General features: G+C 45.3%; 11 protein-coding genes and 1 pseudogene. All 12 read left to right on the top strand.

Annotation, left to right across the window (positions count from 1 at the left end):
* Positions 1–11: 11 nt before the first annotated feature.
* Entirely contained in the window at positions 12–920 is a 909-nt protein-coding gene (locus tag LMH68_RS22080; protein ID WP_017086415.1) for an AraC family transcriptional regulator, read from the top strand.
* A gap of 206 nt (positions 921–1,126) precedes the next feature.
* Positions 1,127–3,274: a TonB-dependent siderophore receptor gene (locus tag LMH68_RS22075; RefSeq protein WP_102333676.1), complete on the top strand. Its 2,148-nt coding sequence runs from the start codon at positions 1,127–1,129 to the stop codon at positions 3,272–3,274.
* Positions 3,275–3,356: 82 nt separating this feature from the next.
* Positions 3,357–4,295 (top strand): iron-siderophore ABC transporter substrate-binding protein, encoded by a 939-nt coding sequence (locus tag LMH68_RS22070; protein ID WP_102333675.1) that lies wholly within the window; start codon positions 3,357–3,359, stop codon positions 4,293–4,295.
* Positions 4,295–6,289 (top strand): Fe(3+)-hydroxamate ABC transporter permease FhuB, encoded by a 1,995-nt coding sequence (fhuB, locus tag LMH68_RS22065; RefSeq protein ID WP_229648332.1) that lies wholly within the window; start codon positions 4,295–4,297, stop codon positions 6,287–6,289. Before LMH68_RS22070 ends, fhuB begins: the two co-directional genes overlap by 1 nt.
* A gap of 250 nt (positions 6,290–6,539) precedes the next feature.
* On the top strand, positions 6,540–7,352 hold the full coding sequence (locus LMH68_RS22060) for a crotonase/enoyl-CoA hydratase family protein (RefSeq protein WP_229648333.1): 813 nt from the start codon (positions 6,540–6,542) through the stop codon (positions 7,350–7,352).
* Positions 7,353–7,445: 93 nt separating this feature from the next.
* Entirely contained in the window at positions 7,446–8,636 is a 1,191-nt protein-coding gene (locus LMH68_RS22055; RefSeq protein WP_017070530.1) for an OmpP1/FadL family transporter, read from the top strand.
* Positions 8,636–9,243 (top strand): annotated as a pseudogene (locus LMH68_RS22050) (hypothetical protein). Before LMH68_RS22055 ends, LMH68_RS22050 begins: the two are co-directional and overlap by 1 nt.
* A gap of 344 nt (positions 9,244–9,587) precedes the next feature.
* Entirely contained in the window at positions 9,588–10,643 is a 1,056-nt protein-coding gene (locus LMH68_RS22045; RefSeq protein ID WP_229648340.1) for an NADH:flavin oxidoreductase, read from the top strand.
* A gap of 418 nt (positions 10,644–11,061) precedes the next feature.
* A complete protein-coding gene (locus LMH68_RS22040; RefSeq protein ID WP_229648334.1) occupies positions 11,062–11,697 on the top strand; it encodes a CatB-related O-acetyltransferase in 636 nt (211 codons plus the stop codon).
* A 165-nt stretch (positions 11,698–11,862) separates the two neighbouring features.
* Positions 11,863–13,509 carry an ABC transporter ATP-binding protein gene (locus tag LMH68_RS22035; RefSeq protein ID WP_229648335.1) on the top strand — a complete coding sequence of 549 codons (1,647 nt, stop codon included), beginning with the start codon at positions 11,863–11,865 and terminating at the stop codon, positions 13,507–13,509.
* Entirely contained in the window at positions 13,506–15,758 is a 2,253-nt protein-coding gene (locus tag LMH68_RS22030) for an ABC transporter transmembrane domain-containing protein (RefSeq protein WP_229648336.1), read from the top strand. Before LMH68_RS22035 ends, LMH68_RS22030 begins: the two co-directional genes overlap by 4 nt.
* Positions 15,751–17,064 (top strand): HlyD family type I secretion periplasmic adaptor subunit, encoded by a 1,314-nt coding sequence (locus LMH68_RS22025; protein ID WP_229648337.1) that lies wholly within the window; start codon positions 15,751–15,753, stop codon positions 17,062–17,064. Before LMH68_RS22030 ends, LMH68_RS22025 begins: the two co-directional genes overlap by 8 nt.
* Positions 17,065–17,093 lie beyond the last annotated feature (29 nt).

Genomic DNA, 17,093 nt, shown 5'->3' with positions numbered 1-17,093 from the left:
AAAGCTTAAATATGAACACACCTGCATTTGGTCGTATCAGTCGCGTTTTAACCTATATCCATTCGAACCTTAGCTCCTCGCTATCATTAGAAGATATTGCGACACAAAGCTGTTGGTCTCGTTGGCAGCTTCAGAGAGTGTTTCAAGCCGAAACAGGGCTTACTGTGGCTAACTATGTGAGAGAGCTAAAGTTAAGCCAAGCTGCAGAACACCTGCTTGATGGAAAAGATCGCGTGATAGATATTGCTCTTGGGCTCGGGTTCAATTCAGAAATAAGCTTTAGCCGCTCGTTTAAGCAGATGTTTGGGTCTAGCCCAAGTCAGTATAGAAAAGCAGGCAAAAGAGTCGGGCTAAGAAAGCCGATACAAGTATCTGAAACAGCGAGTACTTCTGAAAAAGGGGCGTTAAGCTTTGTGGAAGTGCGCATTGATGAAAGAGAGTCTTTCCTAGTGAAAGGCATGACATCAGAAATCAGTGGTCTGTTTTCACTCACGCAAGACTTCGCTCAGAAAGTCCCTCAGCTATGGTCACGTTTAGAAGGTGAAGTTGAGATCCCTGACGACAACGTGCTCCAGTTCATTGGCGTGGTTGACCTGACTCAGTCTTGCTTTGACGGGACTAATATTCACTATTGGGCAGGGGTAGAACTTCAGGAAGGAATTTCAATCCCGCAATTACCGAGTATTATCTCTGAAAGATTAGAGGTACTGACGGTTCCTAAGCAAACTTATGCTGTAGTGAAGCACTGTGGTCCAATTGAGAATTTACGACACACCTTGAGTTGGTTTGTGCTGAATTGGATGCCAAGTTCAGGTTATCGTGGCGTCGATGGATATGAGCTTGAAGTGTACCCGTTTGCCTATCAAGCACATGCCTCTGACGCTGAAATGGAGTACTGGGTTCCTATTATTAAATCGTAGTCATATTCCCGCTCACTCTCTTCTAGCAAAGCCTTCCTATCAATAGGGTCAATTGTCTTTTTAATCATCAATTGACCGTTTTCGACTAAAAATAGGTCAAGTTCTTTTTGAATTTGCACCAAATTGTTAATTATCCCACCTCTAGATACATACAATGCAAATGAGATTTATTATTATTTATATTAAGCATTGGTACCGAGGGAATTATGACCACTCACACTCGTTTTAAGTATTCATCATTGGCAGTAGCGTTGCTGACTGCGTTTTCAGCGCAAGCATTGGCGGAAGAAACCGTTACTGCGGCAGATTCGAATATAGAAACTGTCACTATTATGGGTAAAGCCTATCGTAATACAGCCACAAAATCGGCACTTGAGCCGGAAGAAACACCTCAAGGTATTACAGTCATTGATGAAGAACAGTTAGAGCAACGAGGTGTAAAGTCTCTTAACCAAGCGCTTAGATACGCGCCGGGTGTTGTGACTGAGCAAAAGGGCGCATCAGTAACCATGTACGATACGTTCTCGATTCGTGGGTTTAGTAACAATCAGAGTTACTACGATGGCTTGATTCTGCCGTTCCTGACTGGATGGAACCTGCAACCTCAGATCGACCCTATTGCGATTCAGCAAGTTGAAGTGTTTAAAGGCCCTACGTCTGTGTTGTATGGATCGATGCCGCCGGGTGGTATGGTCAACATGATCGCGAAGGCACCGCAAGAAGACGGGTCGACAAAAGTGGGTGTATCTACAGGCTCAAGAAACTTGATGGAAGCGTCAATTGATACTTCAGGTCAGTTAGGTGACAGTGACTTTTCATATCGTTTAGTTGCACTCGCTCGTAAACAAGACAGCCAAGTTGATAACGCTGAAGAAGAGCGTTATGTGATTGCTCCATCGCTAGATTGGCAGGTATCTGATCGAACACTTATTAACTTCAATCTTTACTATCAGAATGATCCGTCAATGGGTACTAACTCTGCAATGCCGCTCGAAGTATTGAAGGCAAGTGATCCATCTGTGTCGATGGGCGACAAGAACTGGAGTACTTTTGAACGTGAAGTCTTGATGTTAGGTTACAAAATTAACCACCAAATCAATGACAACTGGACTTTCCTTCAGAACGCTCGTTATTCCGATGCGTCGCTATATCAAGAAAACACCTACCATCGCGGTACGAATTTTAACGCCGCAACTGGTAGCTTAATTCGAAATGTGTATAGCACGGATGAAGACTCTCAAAGCTTTGTTATCGACAACCAAGTATCAGGTCGCGTCGAGGTTGCTGGGCTAGAGCATAACTTATTGTTTGGTCTCGATTACCTAAAACTGACGGGCGACTCTTTGTATCAAGAGTTCACCGCGAACGCTGGTTTCTACGGATTTAACGCATACAACCCAAATAATGACTTGCTTGATAAGAGTCAGCTACAAGAGAATTATCGTGAATCACATGACATCACGACCGAGCAACTGGGCTTGTATTTCCAAGATCAAGTTCGCTACGACGCGCTGGTTTTACTTGCTGGTGGACGTTACGACATGTTCAAAGCGAGTGACGAAAAAACGAGCATTTATCCAACAAGCGATGGCACAGAAAAAGCGGATCACAATCAGTTCTCTTACCGCGTAGGTGCTTTGTATGAGTTAGATAATGGCATCTCTCCATTTGTAAGTTACGCGACGAGTTTTGAACCAGCTGCTGGTACCGATATTAACGGTAACTCTTTAAAACCTCAGCTGGGTGAGCAAGTCGAACTAGGTGTGAAATACCTGTCTGCTGATATGGCACAGCAACTTACAGCATCATACTTTTACATTACTAAGAAAGATTCAATTGCTGCCGATCCATCGGATCCAACGTATCGCTCTAAGATTCAGTTAGGCGAAGTGCGTTCTCAAGGTGTCGAAGTCGAAGGCAGATGGTTTGTAACGGAAGATTGGGATGTGAACGCGAGCTATACATACGTCGATATGGAAGTAACGGAAGATGCAAACCCTGACCTTGAAGGAACGACACCAATCTATGTACCGACACATGCCGCTAATCTATGGAGCAATTACTATGTCTATGGTGGTGCTTTATCGGGAACTCGCTTCAGTGCAGGTGCTCGTTACATGGGTGAAATGGAGATGGATGCAACGAATACTCAAGGAAAAGTACCATCATATACGGTTGTCGATTTATCCGTAGGTTATGACCTAGGGGAAGCAAGTGAAACTCTGTCAGGTGCAACGGCTAACTTGCTGGTTAACAACCTGTTTAATGAAGAGTACTACACCTGCTACGACCAATCGAACTGTTGGTTCGGTGCAGAGCAGTCAGTAGAACTCAGCGTGAACTACGAGTTCTAATTCATTTGAATACATAAATCTAAGCAGCCTGTGTAGGCTGCTTTTGTCGTTAAATAAACAATTAAAAAGTGACAGTGATTATATGAAAGCCAACTATTTTACTTCTCGTTTTCCTAAAGTGAGTTCGTTCATTGTCTCATTGAGCTTGTTGTTATCAGCTCAAGCGATGGCCAACTTTCAAGTTGAAGACAGTGAGGGTGTTAAAACCCTTGAAGCTCAGCCTGTTAGAGTGGCTGCGCTGAACTGGGACATAGCCGAACAAGTGATTGAACTCGGTGTTACACCAGTAGCGGTACCTGATATTGCAGGTTATACCGATTGGGTTGTTCAGCCTGCGATTCCAGAAGGCGTGGCGGATATTGGCACTCGAACTGAACCTAACTTTTCGGCGCTTAAAAAGCTAAACCCTGATGTGATTCTTATCGCTTCTCCTCAGAAAGATCTTCAGGAACGACTTTCTGAAATTGCGCCCGTGCTTTACTACCAAACGTACAGCGAACAACACAGCAATGCAGCGGCTGCTATTGAGAATTTCAAGAAGATCGGCCAGTTGCTTGGTAAAGAAGAACAAGCGAACCAAAAGCTGGCCGCAATGGATGAGCGTATCGCTGTTCTAAAAGCTGAGTTAGATAAAGCGTATCCGGGCGACAAACCGAAAGTCACTTCTTTCCGTTTTGCGAGTACTACATCGGTGTTCATTTATGGCGATAACTCGATTCCACAATACGCACTTGAGCAGCTTGGCTTTGACAATGCGATGGATCTTCCTGCAAGTCAGTGGGGCATCAGTCAAAAACGCATGACCGAGCTTAAGAACGTGAAGAACGGCATTGCGCTTTACTTTGAACCTTTCCCATATCAAGACAAGCTAAACCGTTCTCCGGTTTGGAAGAGCATGCCCTTTGTTCGCAATGGTCAATTTAGCCCAGTAGCGGCAAGTTGGAGCTACGGCGGTGCTATGTCGATCTTGTATAACGCAGAAGCCATGGCGCAATCGTTGTTGACGCTAGCGGAGCAGTAATGAAATCCAGTGGTTTTATGATGGGGGCTGCGCTGCTTTGTGCTGCCCTTGTTCATTTATGGTTAGGGCAGTCGGAATTTGGTCCTATTGGTGAGTTGCTTCAGCAAGTCTCACAGATCAGTGACATCGCGACATTCAACTCAATGGTTGATGATTCATTTGAGTTGATGGCGTTAGCCTATGTCAACTTACCTCGCTTGGTGATGGCGATCTTGGTTGGCGCAACACTTGGCACCATCGGCAGCTTGTTTCAACAACTGACACAGAATCGCATGATGTCCCCGTTAACCTTAGGTACATCGTCAGGTGCATGGCTTGGTCTGGTTATTCTGAATGTGGTGGCGCCGATGTTGGTCGCTCAGTATTCAGTTTGGTTTGCTTTGGTCGGTGCGCTGCTTGCGATGGGGCTGATTGTTTCGATTGTCGGAATCAAAAACATGAGCGGCTTGCCAATTGTATTGGCGGGTATGGCGGTCAACTTGTTATTAGGGGCATTTGCAACGGCGATTATTCTGCTCAACGATCAGTACGCACAAAATCTGTTTGTATGGGGAGCGGGCGACCTAGGGCAAAATGGCTGGGAACAAGTGCTTTGGTTGATGCCTAAGCTGTTGCCGATTTTTGCCATATTCTTCTTAGCTCCGCGAGTTCTGACTTTGCTTTCCATCGGCACTGAAGGGGCTGCGGCGCGCGGGCTCAATATTGGCACGACCTTCTTTGTGCTAATGGCAATCGGCGTTTGGTTGGTTTCAGTGTCGATTACCTCAGTGGGCGTGATCAGCTTTATCGGCTTGATTGCTCCGAACATCGCTAGGCATCTAGGTTTTCTAAAGGCTAAATCTGAACTCATCGCGAGTTGTGTATTAGGTGCGCTATTACTTTGTGTCACCGACAGCTTGGCGATCTTCTTGGCGCAATGGTCTTTGGACATGATTCCAACAGGGACGGCAACCGCAGTGATTGGTGCTCCTGCGTTGATCATTATTGCGAGAAAGCAAATGTCTGCTCAAGATCAGTTGTTTTTCTCAATGCCTAAAGGTCCGAAGTCTATTTCATCTTTGGCTTACTTCTTGTTGGGCTTGATGATCTTCGGGTTGTTCGCGTTGAGCGCATTGTCACAGCCTTCTTCTGATATGGGCTACTTTGTTATCCCAGATGCATTTGAATGGTCTATTCGTTGGCCGAGAATGTTAACCGCGATATTCGCTGGTGGTGGCTTAGCGGTGGCTGGGGTGATTTTACAAAGGTTGGTCTACAATCCGCTCGCAAGCCCAGACATTCTTGGTGTGTCGGCGGGTGCGGTTCTAGCTTTGATTTTCAGCAGCTTGTTTATGGGATATTCGATTCACTCATTGAGCCCTTGGATTGCTTTCTTAGGCAGTGCGATTGCACTCTGTCTATTATTGTTCCTTGGCAAGAAGCATCAGTTTGCGCCATCGATTTTGATCCTTATCGGTATTTCGCTGACCGCAGTCTTGGAAGCTTTGGTGCAATTCTCTTTAACGCGAGTGGGTGAGGGGAAATACACATTATTGGCTTGGTTAGCCGGCTCTACTTACCGTGTGGAGCCTGAATCAGCCACTATAATGGCAGTAGTGATAACGGCTTGTATTGGTGTTGCTCTGTTACTGAGCCGTTGGGTGACCTTAATTGCGACTGGACGACAGTTCGCGAGTGCCAGAGGGTTGAATATCAATATCGCATACGTGGCACTGTTGTGTATTGTTGCGATCTTATGCTCGGTCGTGACAACAACCATGGGGCCTGTCGCGTTTGTCGGCTTGTTAGCTCCGCATATCGCTGCAATGGTGGGGGCTCGTTTGGTTCGAGAGCAGATCATCTTGTCGTTTTTAATTGGTGCAGCATTGATGCTATTCGCCGATTGGCTAGGGCAAGTGGTGGTGTTCCCAGCGCAGCTTGCAGCAGGGACGTTAGTTTCAATTATTGGTGGTAGCTACTTCATCTTCTTGCTACTGAAATCTCGAAGAACATAGGTTCTACCAAAACTGAGAATCCTTGATTATCAAAGCTATTGGTATTCAAAACTACTGGCAAAAGCTATTGGTAATAAAAGATACGAATGAAAAGCAGTGAATGGAGCGATCCATCACTGCTTTTTTATTGATGTCGTTTGTGTAAGGGAGCGGTGTTAAGCAACACAGGTCTCGCTTCTTAATGTGCAAGTTTGGCATATGTTAATAAAATGTATAACCTAAAGGTCTGACCACTTGTAAGGTAGCCACCATGCCAAACCTCGATCGTATTACTTGTTCTATCGATGAAAACCAAATTGCGACGGTTGTGTTGAATCGACCCGATAAGCTCAATGCTATTGATATGGCGATGTTTGAAGCCGTTAATGACATGATAAGTGAGCTCAAGAAGAACAGAGATATTCGAGCTGTTATTGTTAAAGGCAGTGGTTCAGATTTTTGTTCTGGTTTAGATGTTAAATCGTTATTGAACAGTAAAGTAGGGGCGATGAAGCTCTTGTTCAAATGGTTACCGACATTACCCAATGCTGCGCAGCGCTTTTCGCTTGGTTGGCGAGAGATCCCATGTCCTGTCATTTTTGCGATTCATGGTCGTTGTTGGGGAGGCGGCCTGCAATTAGCCAGTGGTGGTGATTTTAGGATGGCCAGTCCAGACGCGACCTTCTCGATATTGGAAGCGAAATGGGGTTTGATTCCAGATATGGGAGGCGCCATCGCATTTCGAGAGTTAATGCGTAAAGATCACACCTTAGAAATGGCGATGACCGCTAAAGAGATCGACTGTGAAAAAGCGAAAGACTATGGGTTGGTAACCAAGATTGCCGAAGACCCTTATGCTGAAGCTTATGCATTGGCACTTGAGTGTGCGAATCGGTCGCCAGATGTTGTCGCTGCTAATAAGAAACTCTACAACAAGACTTGGTGGTCAAGCCCTGGCATGGCCGTATTTTATGAGACCTGGTATCAGATAAAGGTAGGGTTAGGTAAGAATAGAGCAATCGCTGCTCAACGTGAAATTCATCGAGACAAGCCACGTCCATACGTCGCGAGAAAGTTCAAATAGCGTTTGTACAGGAATAACGGATATTCCATTTGTTTATGGGGCTTTGCGGTAACCTTAGAGCAATTTAATGTCTAAGGCTAAATGAGCAATCTAATGAACAAAACTTTTACTTACTCGCTAGCTGCCACCGCAATTTTTACAAGTTTAAATGCTTTCGCAAGTGGTTTGTTTTTACAAGAAGCTGTCGTCGCCAATGCCGGTACTACCGGCGCCGGTGATGGTGTTTACACTCGCTCTGCCGCGGCGATGTGGACTAACCCAGCAACCATGTCTCACATGGGTGAAAGCAAAACCACGATCAATACCATGGCATTCGATCTTGAAATGAAGTATCAAGATAACGGTGGTAATCCAGATGGTAAAGCTCATTCCGTAATGCCGTCATTTGGTGCCTTCCACGCTCATCAAGTCACAGACAAATTACACCTTGGTATCGCGCTTGGCGCTGTTGGCGGCTCTAGCCTTGATTACGGCAGTGATTGGGCGGGTGCTGCACTTCTAGAAGATATCACTCTTACTGCAATGCAAGTGAACCCATCACTGAGTTATAAGCTGAATGACCAATGGTCAGTAGGCGCGGGTGTGCAATTCAGTTGGGCTGCATTCCAACAAACAACGTCAATGCTTACTGCGAAGCAAGATACTGACTGGGCATACGGCTATAACCTTGGCGTAATGTACACACCGACAGATAAACTTAAGCTGGGCGCAAGTTACCGTTCTAAGCTAGAGCATAAGTTTAACAATGATGTAAATGGCGTTATTAACCAAGGCGTATTGAATTCATTATCAACTGATATTGCTTTACCTGAAATCATCGATGTCAGTGCGAGCTATGCTTTGAACTCTCAACTTGACCTGCTTGCTAGTATTCAGTTCCATCGTTGGAGTGAATGGGATACAACCGTTCTTGATTTTGGAATAGCAGGAAGTCCAATTAATGGTGTTCCGATTGAGCGTGACTGGGATGACGTTTGGAAATTTGCGGTAGGTGCGGATTATCAATTGAATTCAGACTGGCGTTTGAAAGCTGGCTTCTCTTACGAAACTTCTCCGCAAGACGATCCGTCAATGCAATGGGTTGACCTTCCTGTGGGTGAACAGTACCGCTACTCAGTTGGCGCATCTACCTACTGGGACGACATCTTAATTGATGTGTTCTATGAATACGCTGATTTGGGTTCAGTTGAGATGGATCGATATGGTCGATTTGGTCAAGTTAATCTGTTGAATGGTTCGTTCGATGGCCGTATCCACTTTGTTGGTGTTAGCGCGACCTTCTAATGACATTACGTAATCTACTAATCATTACTTTAGTGTCTTTATTTTCAACGGGTGCTTTTGCTGAAGAGAAGCACCCTGATGATCCGACTAAAATCGTAACCAAAGCTGGCGTTGCTTATAACGAAGATCTGCAGTTCTCTGGGTCTATTGGGCTTGATGAAGCACGAATGATCAATGCTCGTGTTAACGCAGATGGCGAAGAATGGCGAATAGGCGGCTCATGGCTGTTGCCTATGGGTATTGTTAACTTCAACTTTAGCCGTTCGGTTGGCAAATCTTCCCTATGGCTGGTTACAGCTATAATGACGGCGAAGTAGCGGTTTTCGATGATGATAATGTTGGTTCTGACTATGTATTGATGTCGAGCTCAACACACGGTGGCTACATTGGTGCGTTTGGTTTAAAAACGATTACTGATGAATGGTCTATCATGGGCTTCGGTGGCGGTTCAATGGGGTCTGATGATTATTCAGGGTATTGGGCAGGCGGCGGTGCTAGCTACAAGTTGAGTGACGCTCAATCATTCAACTTCTTCACTATTTTTGCTGAGGACGATTTCGGTGAAAATAACAGTGTTGGCGCGTCTTACACCTATGAGTTCAAATAACTGTTAGCAGGCAGAAATTCGCAGGTGGACACCTCTCGTAAGAACCATTGACTTAGTCCAGATTAAATTGAACAAAGTCGCTTATTAAAACTTAGCGACTTTCTTTTGTTACCATTTCTCCAATCTTTTTTATCTCTTTTTGATGCTTTCTATATCTTTCTCACATGAGAGTGCCGCTCTCTTAATCTAGATTAAGTTTTCGCTGCCTTATTCTCTGTAGTATCCGCCTGAATCAGTGCTCATGCTTAATGGGTAACTTGCGTAACACGATTTTGAGAGGAAGACACTTGAGCACTTTGTTTACAGAAACCCACATTGGCAAGATGACACTAAAGAATCGCTTCATGAGAAGTGCAACGTGGGAAAATATGGCCACCGAAGATGGGCATATGACAGATAAACTGTACGCTATCTACGAAGAGTTGGCTCAAGGTGAAGTCGGCCTGATCGTGACGGGTTACGCGAACATCGTTGAAGAAGAAAAGCCGAATGCGGGCATGATGGGGATGTATAACGACTCATTCATTGAAGGGTACAAAAAGCTGACTCAACTTGTTCATGACAACGACTCTAAAATCGTGATGCAACTGGCTTATGGTGGCACCAAAACCACTCATGATCTTGGCGAGCGAGTAATCTACGCACCAAGTGAGGTTCCAGAAAAAGGAACTCAAACTTTAGGCAAAGCGATGACCAAAGACGAGATCGACTACATTGTTGATGCCTTTGCTCAAGCGTCATTAAGAGCACAGAAGTCAGGTTTTGATGGCGTTGAAATCCATGCCGCTCACACTTACCTGATTAACCAATTTCTAAGCCCTTATTACAACCAACGTGAAGATGAATACGGCGGCAGCTTAGAAAACCGCATGAGATTTTTGTTAGAGATCTATACTGCGACGCGCAAGCTGGTGGGTGATGATTTCCCTATCTTAGTTAAGCTCACAGCTTCGGAGTTTTTTGAAGGTGGTGTCACCTTCGATGAAACACGTATTGTCTGTAAAAAGCTTGAACAAGTGGGCGTGGATGGCATTGTCGTGTCAGGTAATATTCATGGTAAAGCAGACACTATGATTGGCGAGTCGCACGATGGTTTTACCATTCAAGCTGAAGGCTACTTCCATGAGTATGGTCACGCGATCTGCCAAGACGTTAATATCCCAGTGATCACGGTTGGTGGATTGACGGATTTCGATGCCATTGAAGCCATCGCAAACAACACGGGCATTGAGTACTTCGCGCTTTCAAGACCGCTGCTTTCTGAACCCCATTTAGTTAAGCGTTGGAAGGAAGGGGATAGAAGCCCTGTTGAATGCGAAAGATGTTCAAAATGCAGGACTAAGCGCGGTAACTTTTGTGTGGTGAATAAAGACAGAAAAGCACAGCTTGCTCGAATGTAGTCGCTGAACCCAGCTCCAAGCGTGAGCCGAAATTTATAGCGAGTCTAAGTTTGAGCCTGTGTAATCGCGCAGGCTCTTGTTCATTCCGTATTCCACGAAACGATATTTGAAACCTTATTAATCACATCTTCCTGTCAAATTGGTGCGACTAAACAGATACACTACGCCTGTAAATTATCCAACCAAGTTATCGATAAAAACTGAGCAAACTTTGAAACTACTTCCTCTTCTTAAGCAACCTCGAATCCACTGACGCCTCTTTAGTTTTAGCGACTTTGCTATGATTTAAGCGTGATACTCACTATTAATCCCAGTGAACCCTGTGTTTATAGGGCGTTAGTTTGTGCACCTTGGATTTGCATCGTCGAACATTTTGATAGTTAACGAATAAAACTAAATAGATCATTCAGAGGTAAAAATGCAAAAGAAGCATTGGTCCAAATTCGAGTTGCTGCATGAAGTCGTAACCAACCCCAATATTCATGTAAAAGGTCAACACAGTTATTACAGCGATTGCTGGGATAATGGTTTTGAACAATCGGTAGTGCGCTATTTACACGGCGACGAAGTCAGCCGCCAGTGGGAGCCTCGATGGGAAATCGACGAACTCTATATCGGTGATTATGTCTGTATTGGCGCAGAGGTCGTGATTTTGATGGGCGGCAACCATACACACAGAGTTGATTGGTTTTCGCTGTATCCATTTATGGATGTCATCGACGATGCCTACATTGGCAAAGGTGACACTCACATTGAAGATGGGGTGTGGTTAGGCATGAGAGCGATGGTGATGCCCGGTGTGACGATTGGCGAAGGCGCTGTGGTTGCAGCGAATAGTGTGGTGACTAAAGACGTCGCTCCCTACAGTATTGTTGGTGGCTCCCCAGCTAAAGTCGTTAAACACCGCTTTGGTGAGTCCGTTATTGACGAACTCATGTCATTCAAAATATACGAGTGGCCCTCAGATAAATTTGAAGCGCTGAAACCGTATTTATGTAACTCAGACTTTTCAAAGTTAAAGCAGGCGATAACGGATTACGACAATTGTTTGTAAGGAGCGCTTGTAACGAGCGTTTTTAAGGTACAGGTATAACCACAGATTTGTATAGAAAGATCTGTGTCATATTTATATTGAAAAACACGTTAAATCAGTCCGTTACCTTGCAATACTCAATATGGTGTACCAATCTTATTTCATAAGCATGGATAAGGATTGTGTATGCCCGCAAGTTCAATGAAAAACAAAGGGGTGGTGGGGAAAGTCCTACTGCCTTCTTTACTCATAAATCTTCTCTCTCTCGCCGTTCCGTTAACGGTTTTACAAATTTACGATCGTATTTTACCTAACCAAAGTTACGGTACTGCCACTTTGTTGTTGGCGGGTGCAGCGTTGGCTGTTGCCATGGAAGCATTGATCCGGTTTGTGCGTACTTGGCTTTTGTCAGCCGCGGCCAGCAATACCGAGAAAGCGACCTATCAAACCTTGGTTGAAAGAGTAACAACGGCTTCATCAGGCCATCTCCGCCAAATTGGTGTTGGCGGCGTGGAAGAGGGGCTTGGTTCTGTATCCAAAGTCAAAGATTGGTATTCCGGTGGTGTGATTGCAGGCTTTATTGATTTGCCTTTTGCCTTGATCTTCTTGGGCTTGGTGGCTTACATCGGCGGTGAGCTGGTGGCGATACCTTTGGCAGTTTGGCTGATTACTCTCGGAATTGTTTGGTTATCTTCTATTCGCGTTAAAAGCTTAAGTGAAGAAGCTTCCCAAGATGAGCAGGAGCGAAAAGCGTTCTTGATTTTACTGAGCCAAACCATTCAGGGAATCAAACGCCAGGCTGTTGAGTCTCGAATCTTCAATCAGTTTAAATCCCTCAATAATGTTCGCTCTCAGTCTAAAGCGAGAGAAGAAGAACAGAACGCCTTCGCCCAAGAATGTATTCAGCTTGCTGCATTAGCCACGTCAGTTTTACTCGTGATCACTGGCAGCTTATGGGTGTTGGATGGTCAGTTAACTACTGGTGGCTTGGCAGCATGTTCTATCTTATCTGGCAGAGCGGTTGCGCCTTTGAGTGCTCTGGTTGGGGTTAGAATCAAGCTTAATTCAATACACAGTGCCAATCAGGCAATAGAAAAATTGAGTGACTTATCACTATCGGAATCTTCAGATTCTGAGCAACCTGAGATCCCTTTATCTGACTTTGATACGTTGGAAATCAAGCAAGCGACCGTTGAAAGGTATGGTGAACTCTCTCATGCAGATGTGACACTGAATAAAGGTGAGTTGGTATTGTTAGAGAGTGAAGATCGCCACACCAACAGTCATTTATTGTCGTCGATTGCAGGTATTGATGATCTAAAAGGGGGTGAGTGCTTCATTAACGGAGCTGCAGTTTCAATCGCATCCGTAACCAATATTGTGGCCTACTGTGGCGTTAAAGGGCAGTTGGTGTCGGGTACTATTCTCGACAACTTGTGTGGCTTTGACCCTGAGAAAACGCAAAGCGCCAGTGACTATGCAAAGCGTTTGGGTTTAACCAAAGAGATTACTCGATTACCCGATGGGCTCGAGACACAAATTGGCCATACGAGTGCTTCTTTGTTGAGTATGGGTAACGTGAAAATGCTCAATATCGCGGCTCAATTGGCAAGTGATAAACCCATAATCATGTTGGAAAGGCCGGATTCTTCACTTGATTTAGACGCCCTTGGGAATCTAGCTAAGGTGTTGGAAGAAGAAGTAACGGCAGGACGCACGATACTGATGGTGAGCTACCATTCGAAGCTTCGCGAATTTGCTAATCGAATCATTACAGTGGAAAGTCGAGCTATTACGGTCGACAGCGAGAGCAATCAGGAGGCCGTCGTATGAATCGTTTAGATATTGGTAACCCTTCAGGTACGAACAACCGTGCAGATACCAGCGGTCGACAAGAGGTGATGAATCATTTAGAAACCGAGAGCCTTTCCGTTCTTAAGCAGTTGGAAGTTAATGCTAATATCCAGTTGTTCGCACATCAATGGGTCGATGAAAATGGCATTGAATCAATCGACGATATGTTTGCCTTGTTCGACAGGCTTGCACTGCCTTATCGCTTGGTTGCCAACCTAGATGAAGTTGGTGAACATAAATTGGTCTTACTGGTACTTGGTGAACATGAGCTGATCTCTGGTCATTTAGAATCCAAGCAATTTGTTGCCTTTAATGCCAATGACGACATCACCGATGTCCCTCAGTTTTGTATTGTTATCGAAGGGCCACCATTAGAGAAGGCCTCTTCTGATTGGGTTGGCGAAAGGTTACATGCGTTTCGTCCCATCATTCCTAAATTGTTGTTGGTCAGCTTTATCACTAACTTATTTGCGCTTGCTGTTCCCTTCATCACGATGTCGATTTATGACCATGTGATTGGCGGTGACGCAGGGCATGAGTTGCAAGGTATCGCCATTGGCGCGGCGTTGTTGTTTGTGATGATGGGTTGGTTGAGAACATTACGTAGCCGAGTGTTTGCTTCAGTTTCCAACCGAGTAAGTCGTGAGATTTCTCAATCCCTCGTGCAGCGTCTGCTTCGTAATAGCTATGCTCAAAATCAGCAAACAGCTTCTTCTAGTCAGCAAAACCAAGTGATGCTGTCAGAGCGCATTTCAGGTGTGCTATCGGGGCCATTAGGAAATGCGCTGTTTGATCTGCCATTCATTCTTATTTTTGTACTTGCGATAGGTGTTTTAGGCGGATGGTTGGTACTGGTTCCAGTCGTCTCTTTAATCCTTTATTACTTGCTAGCAAAACGCTCGATACGCTCTAGCAGTAAGCGCTCAATGCAATCGACAGTGGCAGGTACGAATCGTCAAAACATGACTAATGAGCTGTCATCCAAGCTTGCCTTTATTCGCAGTGCTGGATTCTCAGAGCACTGGATTCAACGCTTCAAAAAGGCCAATCTTCTTGCTTCAACAGTGACCTTTAATCAATCGGTTCTCCAGAGTCGGTACACCTCGATTTACTATTTCATTGGTGTGGGCTCGACACTCGCGGTGATGGGGTTAGGCATAGGACTTATTTTTGAACAAGTGATGACCCCTGGTGGTTTGATTGCTTCAATGATGTTGATATCTAAGGTGACGGGTCCTGCTCAGGTGTTGGCAAACAGCGCTATGCGTTTTAATAGCTTTAATCAATCCAAGTTGCAAGTGAACCGTATCTTGTCTCAGCCGTCCGAGCGTGAATTCAGTTACCAGCATCACCCGTTGCCGACAGTTGCGCCTAACTTGAAATTAGACCAAGTGACACTGCGTTATCCCAAACAGAGTCGCCCCGCTTTGAATGGTGTGAGCTTTGATATTGAAGCCGGTGAAATTGTCGCGATTACCGGCCCTTCTGGGAGCGGTAAATCAACATTAATTGAAGTGCTGTCTGGCTTGCAACCTATCCAAAACGGCATGGTCGAGCTTGAAGGCGTTAACCTCGTTCAATACGATCCGCAGCTTTATCGCCACTGGTGTTTCATTCGAGCCGCATATCCTGATTTGCTTACGCTGAGTATTCGAGAGTGGCTAAACGACGGTCACAAAGTCGAAGATCAGAAAATGATCTCTGCAATTGAAATGGTGGGAGGAAAGCGTTGGTTCGAGACATTATCAGGTGGGCTCGATACTTCCATCAGCAGTATTCAGCCGGACAGCCTTTTTGACATGTTGTCTGGCAGCGTCGCGCAGATCCTCATTGACGCGAAAGCGCTGGTTTATGACTACCCAATGTTCTTAATGGATAATCCTGTGCCTGATGCTCACCCAAATGCTAAACGTATATTTGGTGAGTTTGTGCAGTCGAAAAAAGGAAAAGCAACGGTGATTTACACGTCCCACGATCCGGATTTAATCAAGCTTGCCGATAAAGTGGTGGTATTAAATGAAGGTGCAGTGGTTTATGCCGGTCCATTAGAGCCGGAGCAGTCTTCGAAGCAGGAACAGCCTTCAGAGCCTCAAGCTTCTCAAGAACCGCAGTTATCTGAGCAACCGTTATCTCAAGAGCTACAGCCGTCAACTCAAGATGCGTCTGCTCAACAAAATGCAGCCCAACAAGAACAATCAGAGTCTAAGCAAGGAGTCGCTAATGACTAAACAATCTATCGAGAAGGGCAAGCGCTACGGTGAACTTGTTGAATCACAAAATACGGCTCGTACATTGGCGCTGGCCACATGGTCGGTTGCCTTATGTGTTATTGCTTTTGCCACTTGGTCTGTAGTCACTCAAGTTGATGAAATCGCCAAAGCCAAAGGTGCTGTGATTCCAGAAGGCGAGAAGCAAGTATTACAAAGCGCGATTGGCGGGAAGTTAAAGCAAATTCTCGTTAAAGAAGGGCAGTTGGTTGAGAAAGGCCAGCCGCTTGTTGAGTTTGATGCCACTTTCCAGCGTACCGCCCTTGAAGAGCTAAAGTCCCAACAAGTGACGCTTCTAGCCAGTGTGGAACGTATGAATGCGCTGCTTGAGCAGCGTGAGCCTAACCTTGCTGAGTTTGAGGTCGATTACCCAGAGATCGTCAGCCAACAAAAAGCGCAGCTGAACGCGCAAAAAGCCCTCTACTTCCAAAAGCGTGTGGTGCTTGAGAAAGAGAGCGAGCAAATTGCAGAGCAGCTTCGTAGCGTAGAAAAGGCCTTGCCGAGTTATGAGAAAGAGTTAAATGCGACTAAGCAAGAGTTGAACATACTGGAGAAGGGTTATAAAGCGGGTAACATTTCACGTTTACGTGTGCTTGAAATGCGACAAAAATTGGCCAATATCGAACAGAAAATCGAAGAAGCTCGTGGTAAGAAGTCGGTATTGATTAGACAAGCTGACAGTAATGACCAAAAAATCATACAGCTTCTGGCGGAAGCGAAAGCTAAAGTGAGCGATGATCGTTCTAAAGCCGTATCTGACTTATCAGCATTGAATGCTAGAGTTCGTTCAAGCCAAGCGAAACTGACCAACACCATGTTGGTGTCACCGCTACAAGGCTTGGTGCAAAGCCTGCCAAGCACGCAAAACGGTGGTGTTATTCAGCCAGGTGGCACTGTGGTTGAAATCGTTCCTGTTGGTGGGAAAGCCGACTTTAAAGCTCGTTTGTCACCAAGAGATATTGGTTTTGTGAGTGTAGGGCAGCCGACTCGTATCAAGATTGATGCGTTTGATTACAGTCGCTTTGGGGCGCTAAAAGGGGCGGTGGAGAGTATTTCACCGACCACAAGTCAAAGCGAACGTGGCGAGATCTATTATGAAGTTGTAGTGTCGGTTGATACGCCTTACTTCCGTGATAACCCTGAAAGCTTTTCCATACTGCCGGGTATGACGGGTGAAGTAGACATCACAACTGGCGAGAAGTCGGTGTTCCAATACTTATGGAAACCGATTTATACCAATGTTAGCGTGGCGTTTGGAGAGAGGTAAAGTCCTCCACTCTGGCTTGCATAAAAAAG

It is taken from the genome of Vibrio sp. F13 (genome assembly GCF_020806305.2).
Taxonomy (GTDB): domain Bacteria; phylum Pseudomonadota; class Gammaproteobacteria; order Enterobacterales; family Vibrionaceae; genus Vibrio; species Vibrio crassostreae_C.
The sequence above is the reverse complement of the archived record's forward strand: the minus strand, read 5'-3'. Positions and strand labels throughout refer to the sequence as shown.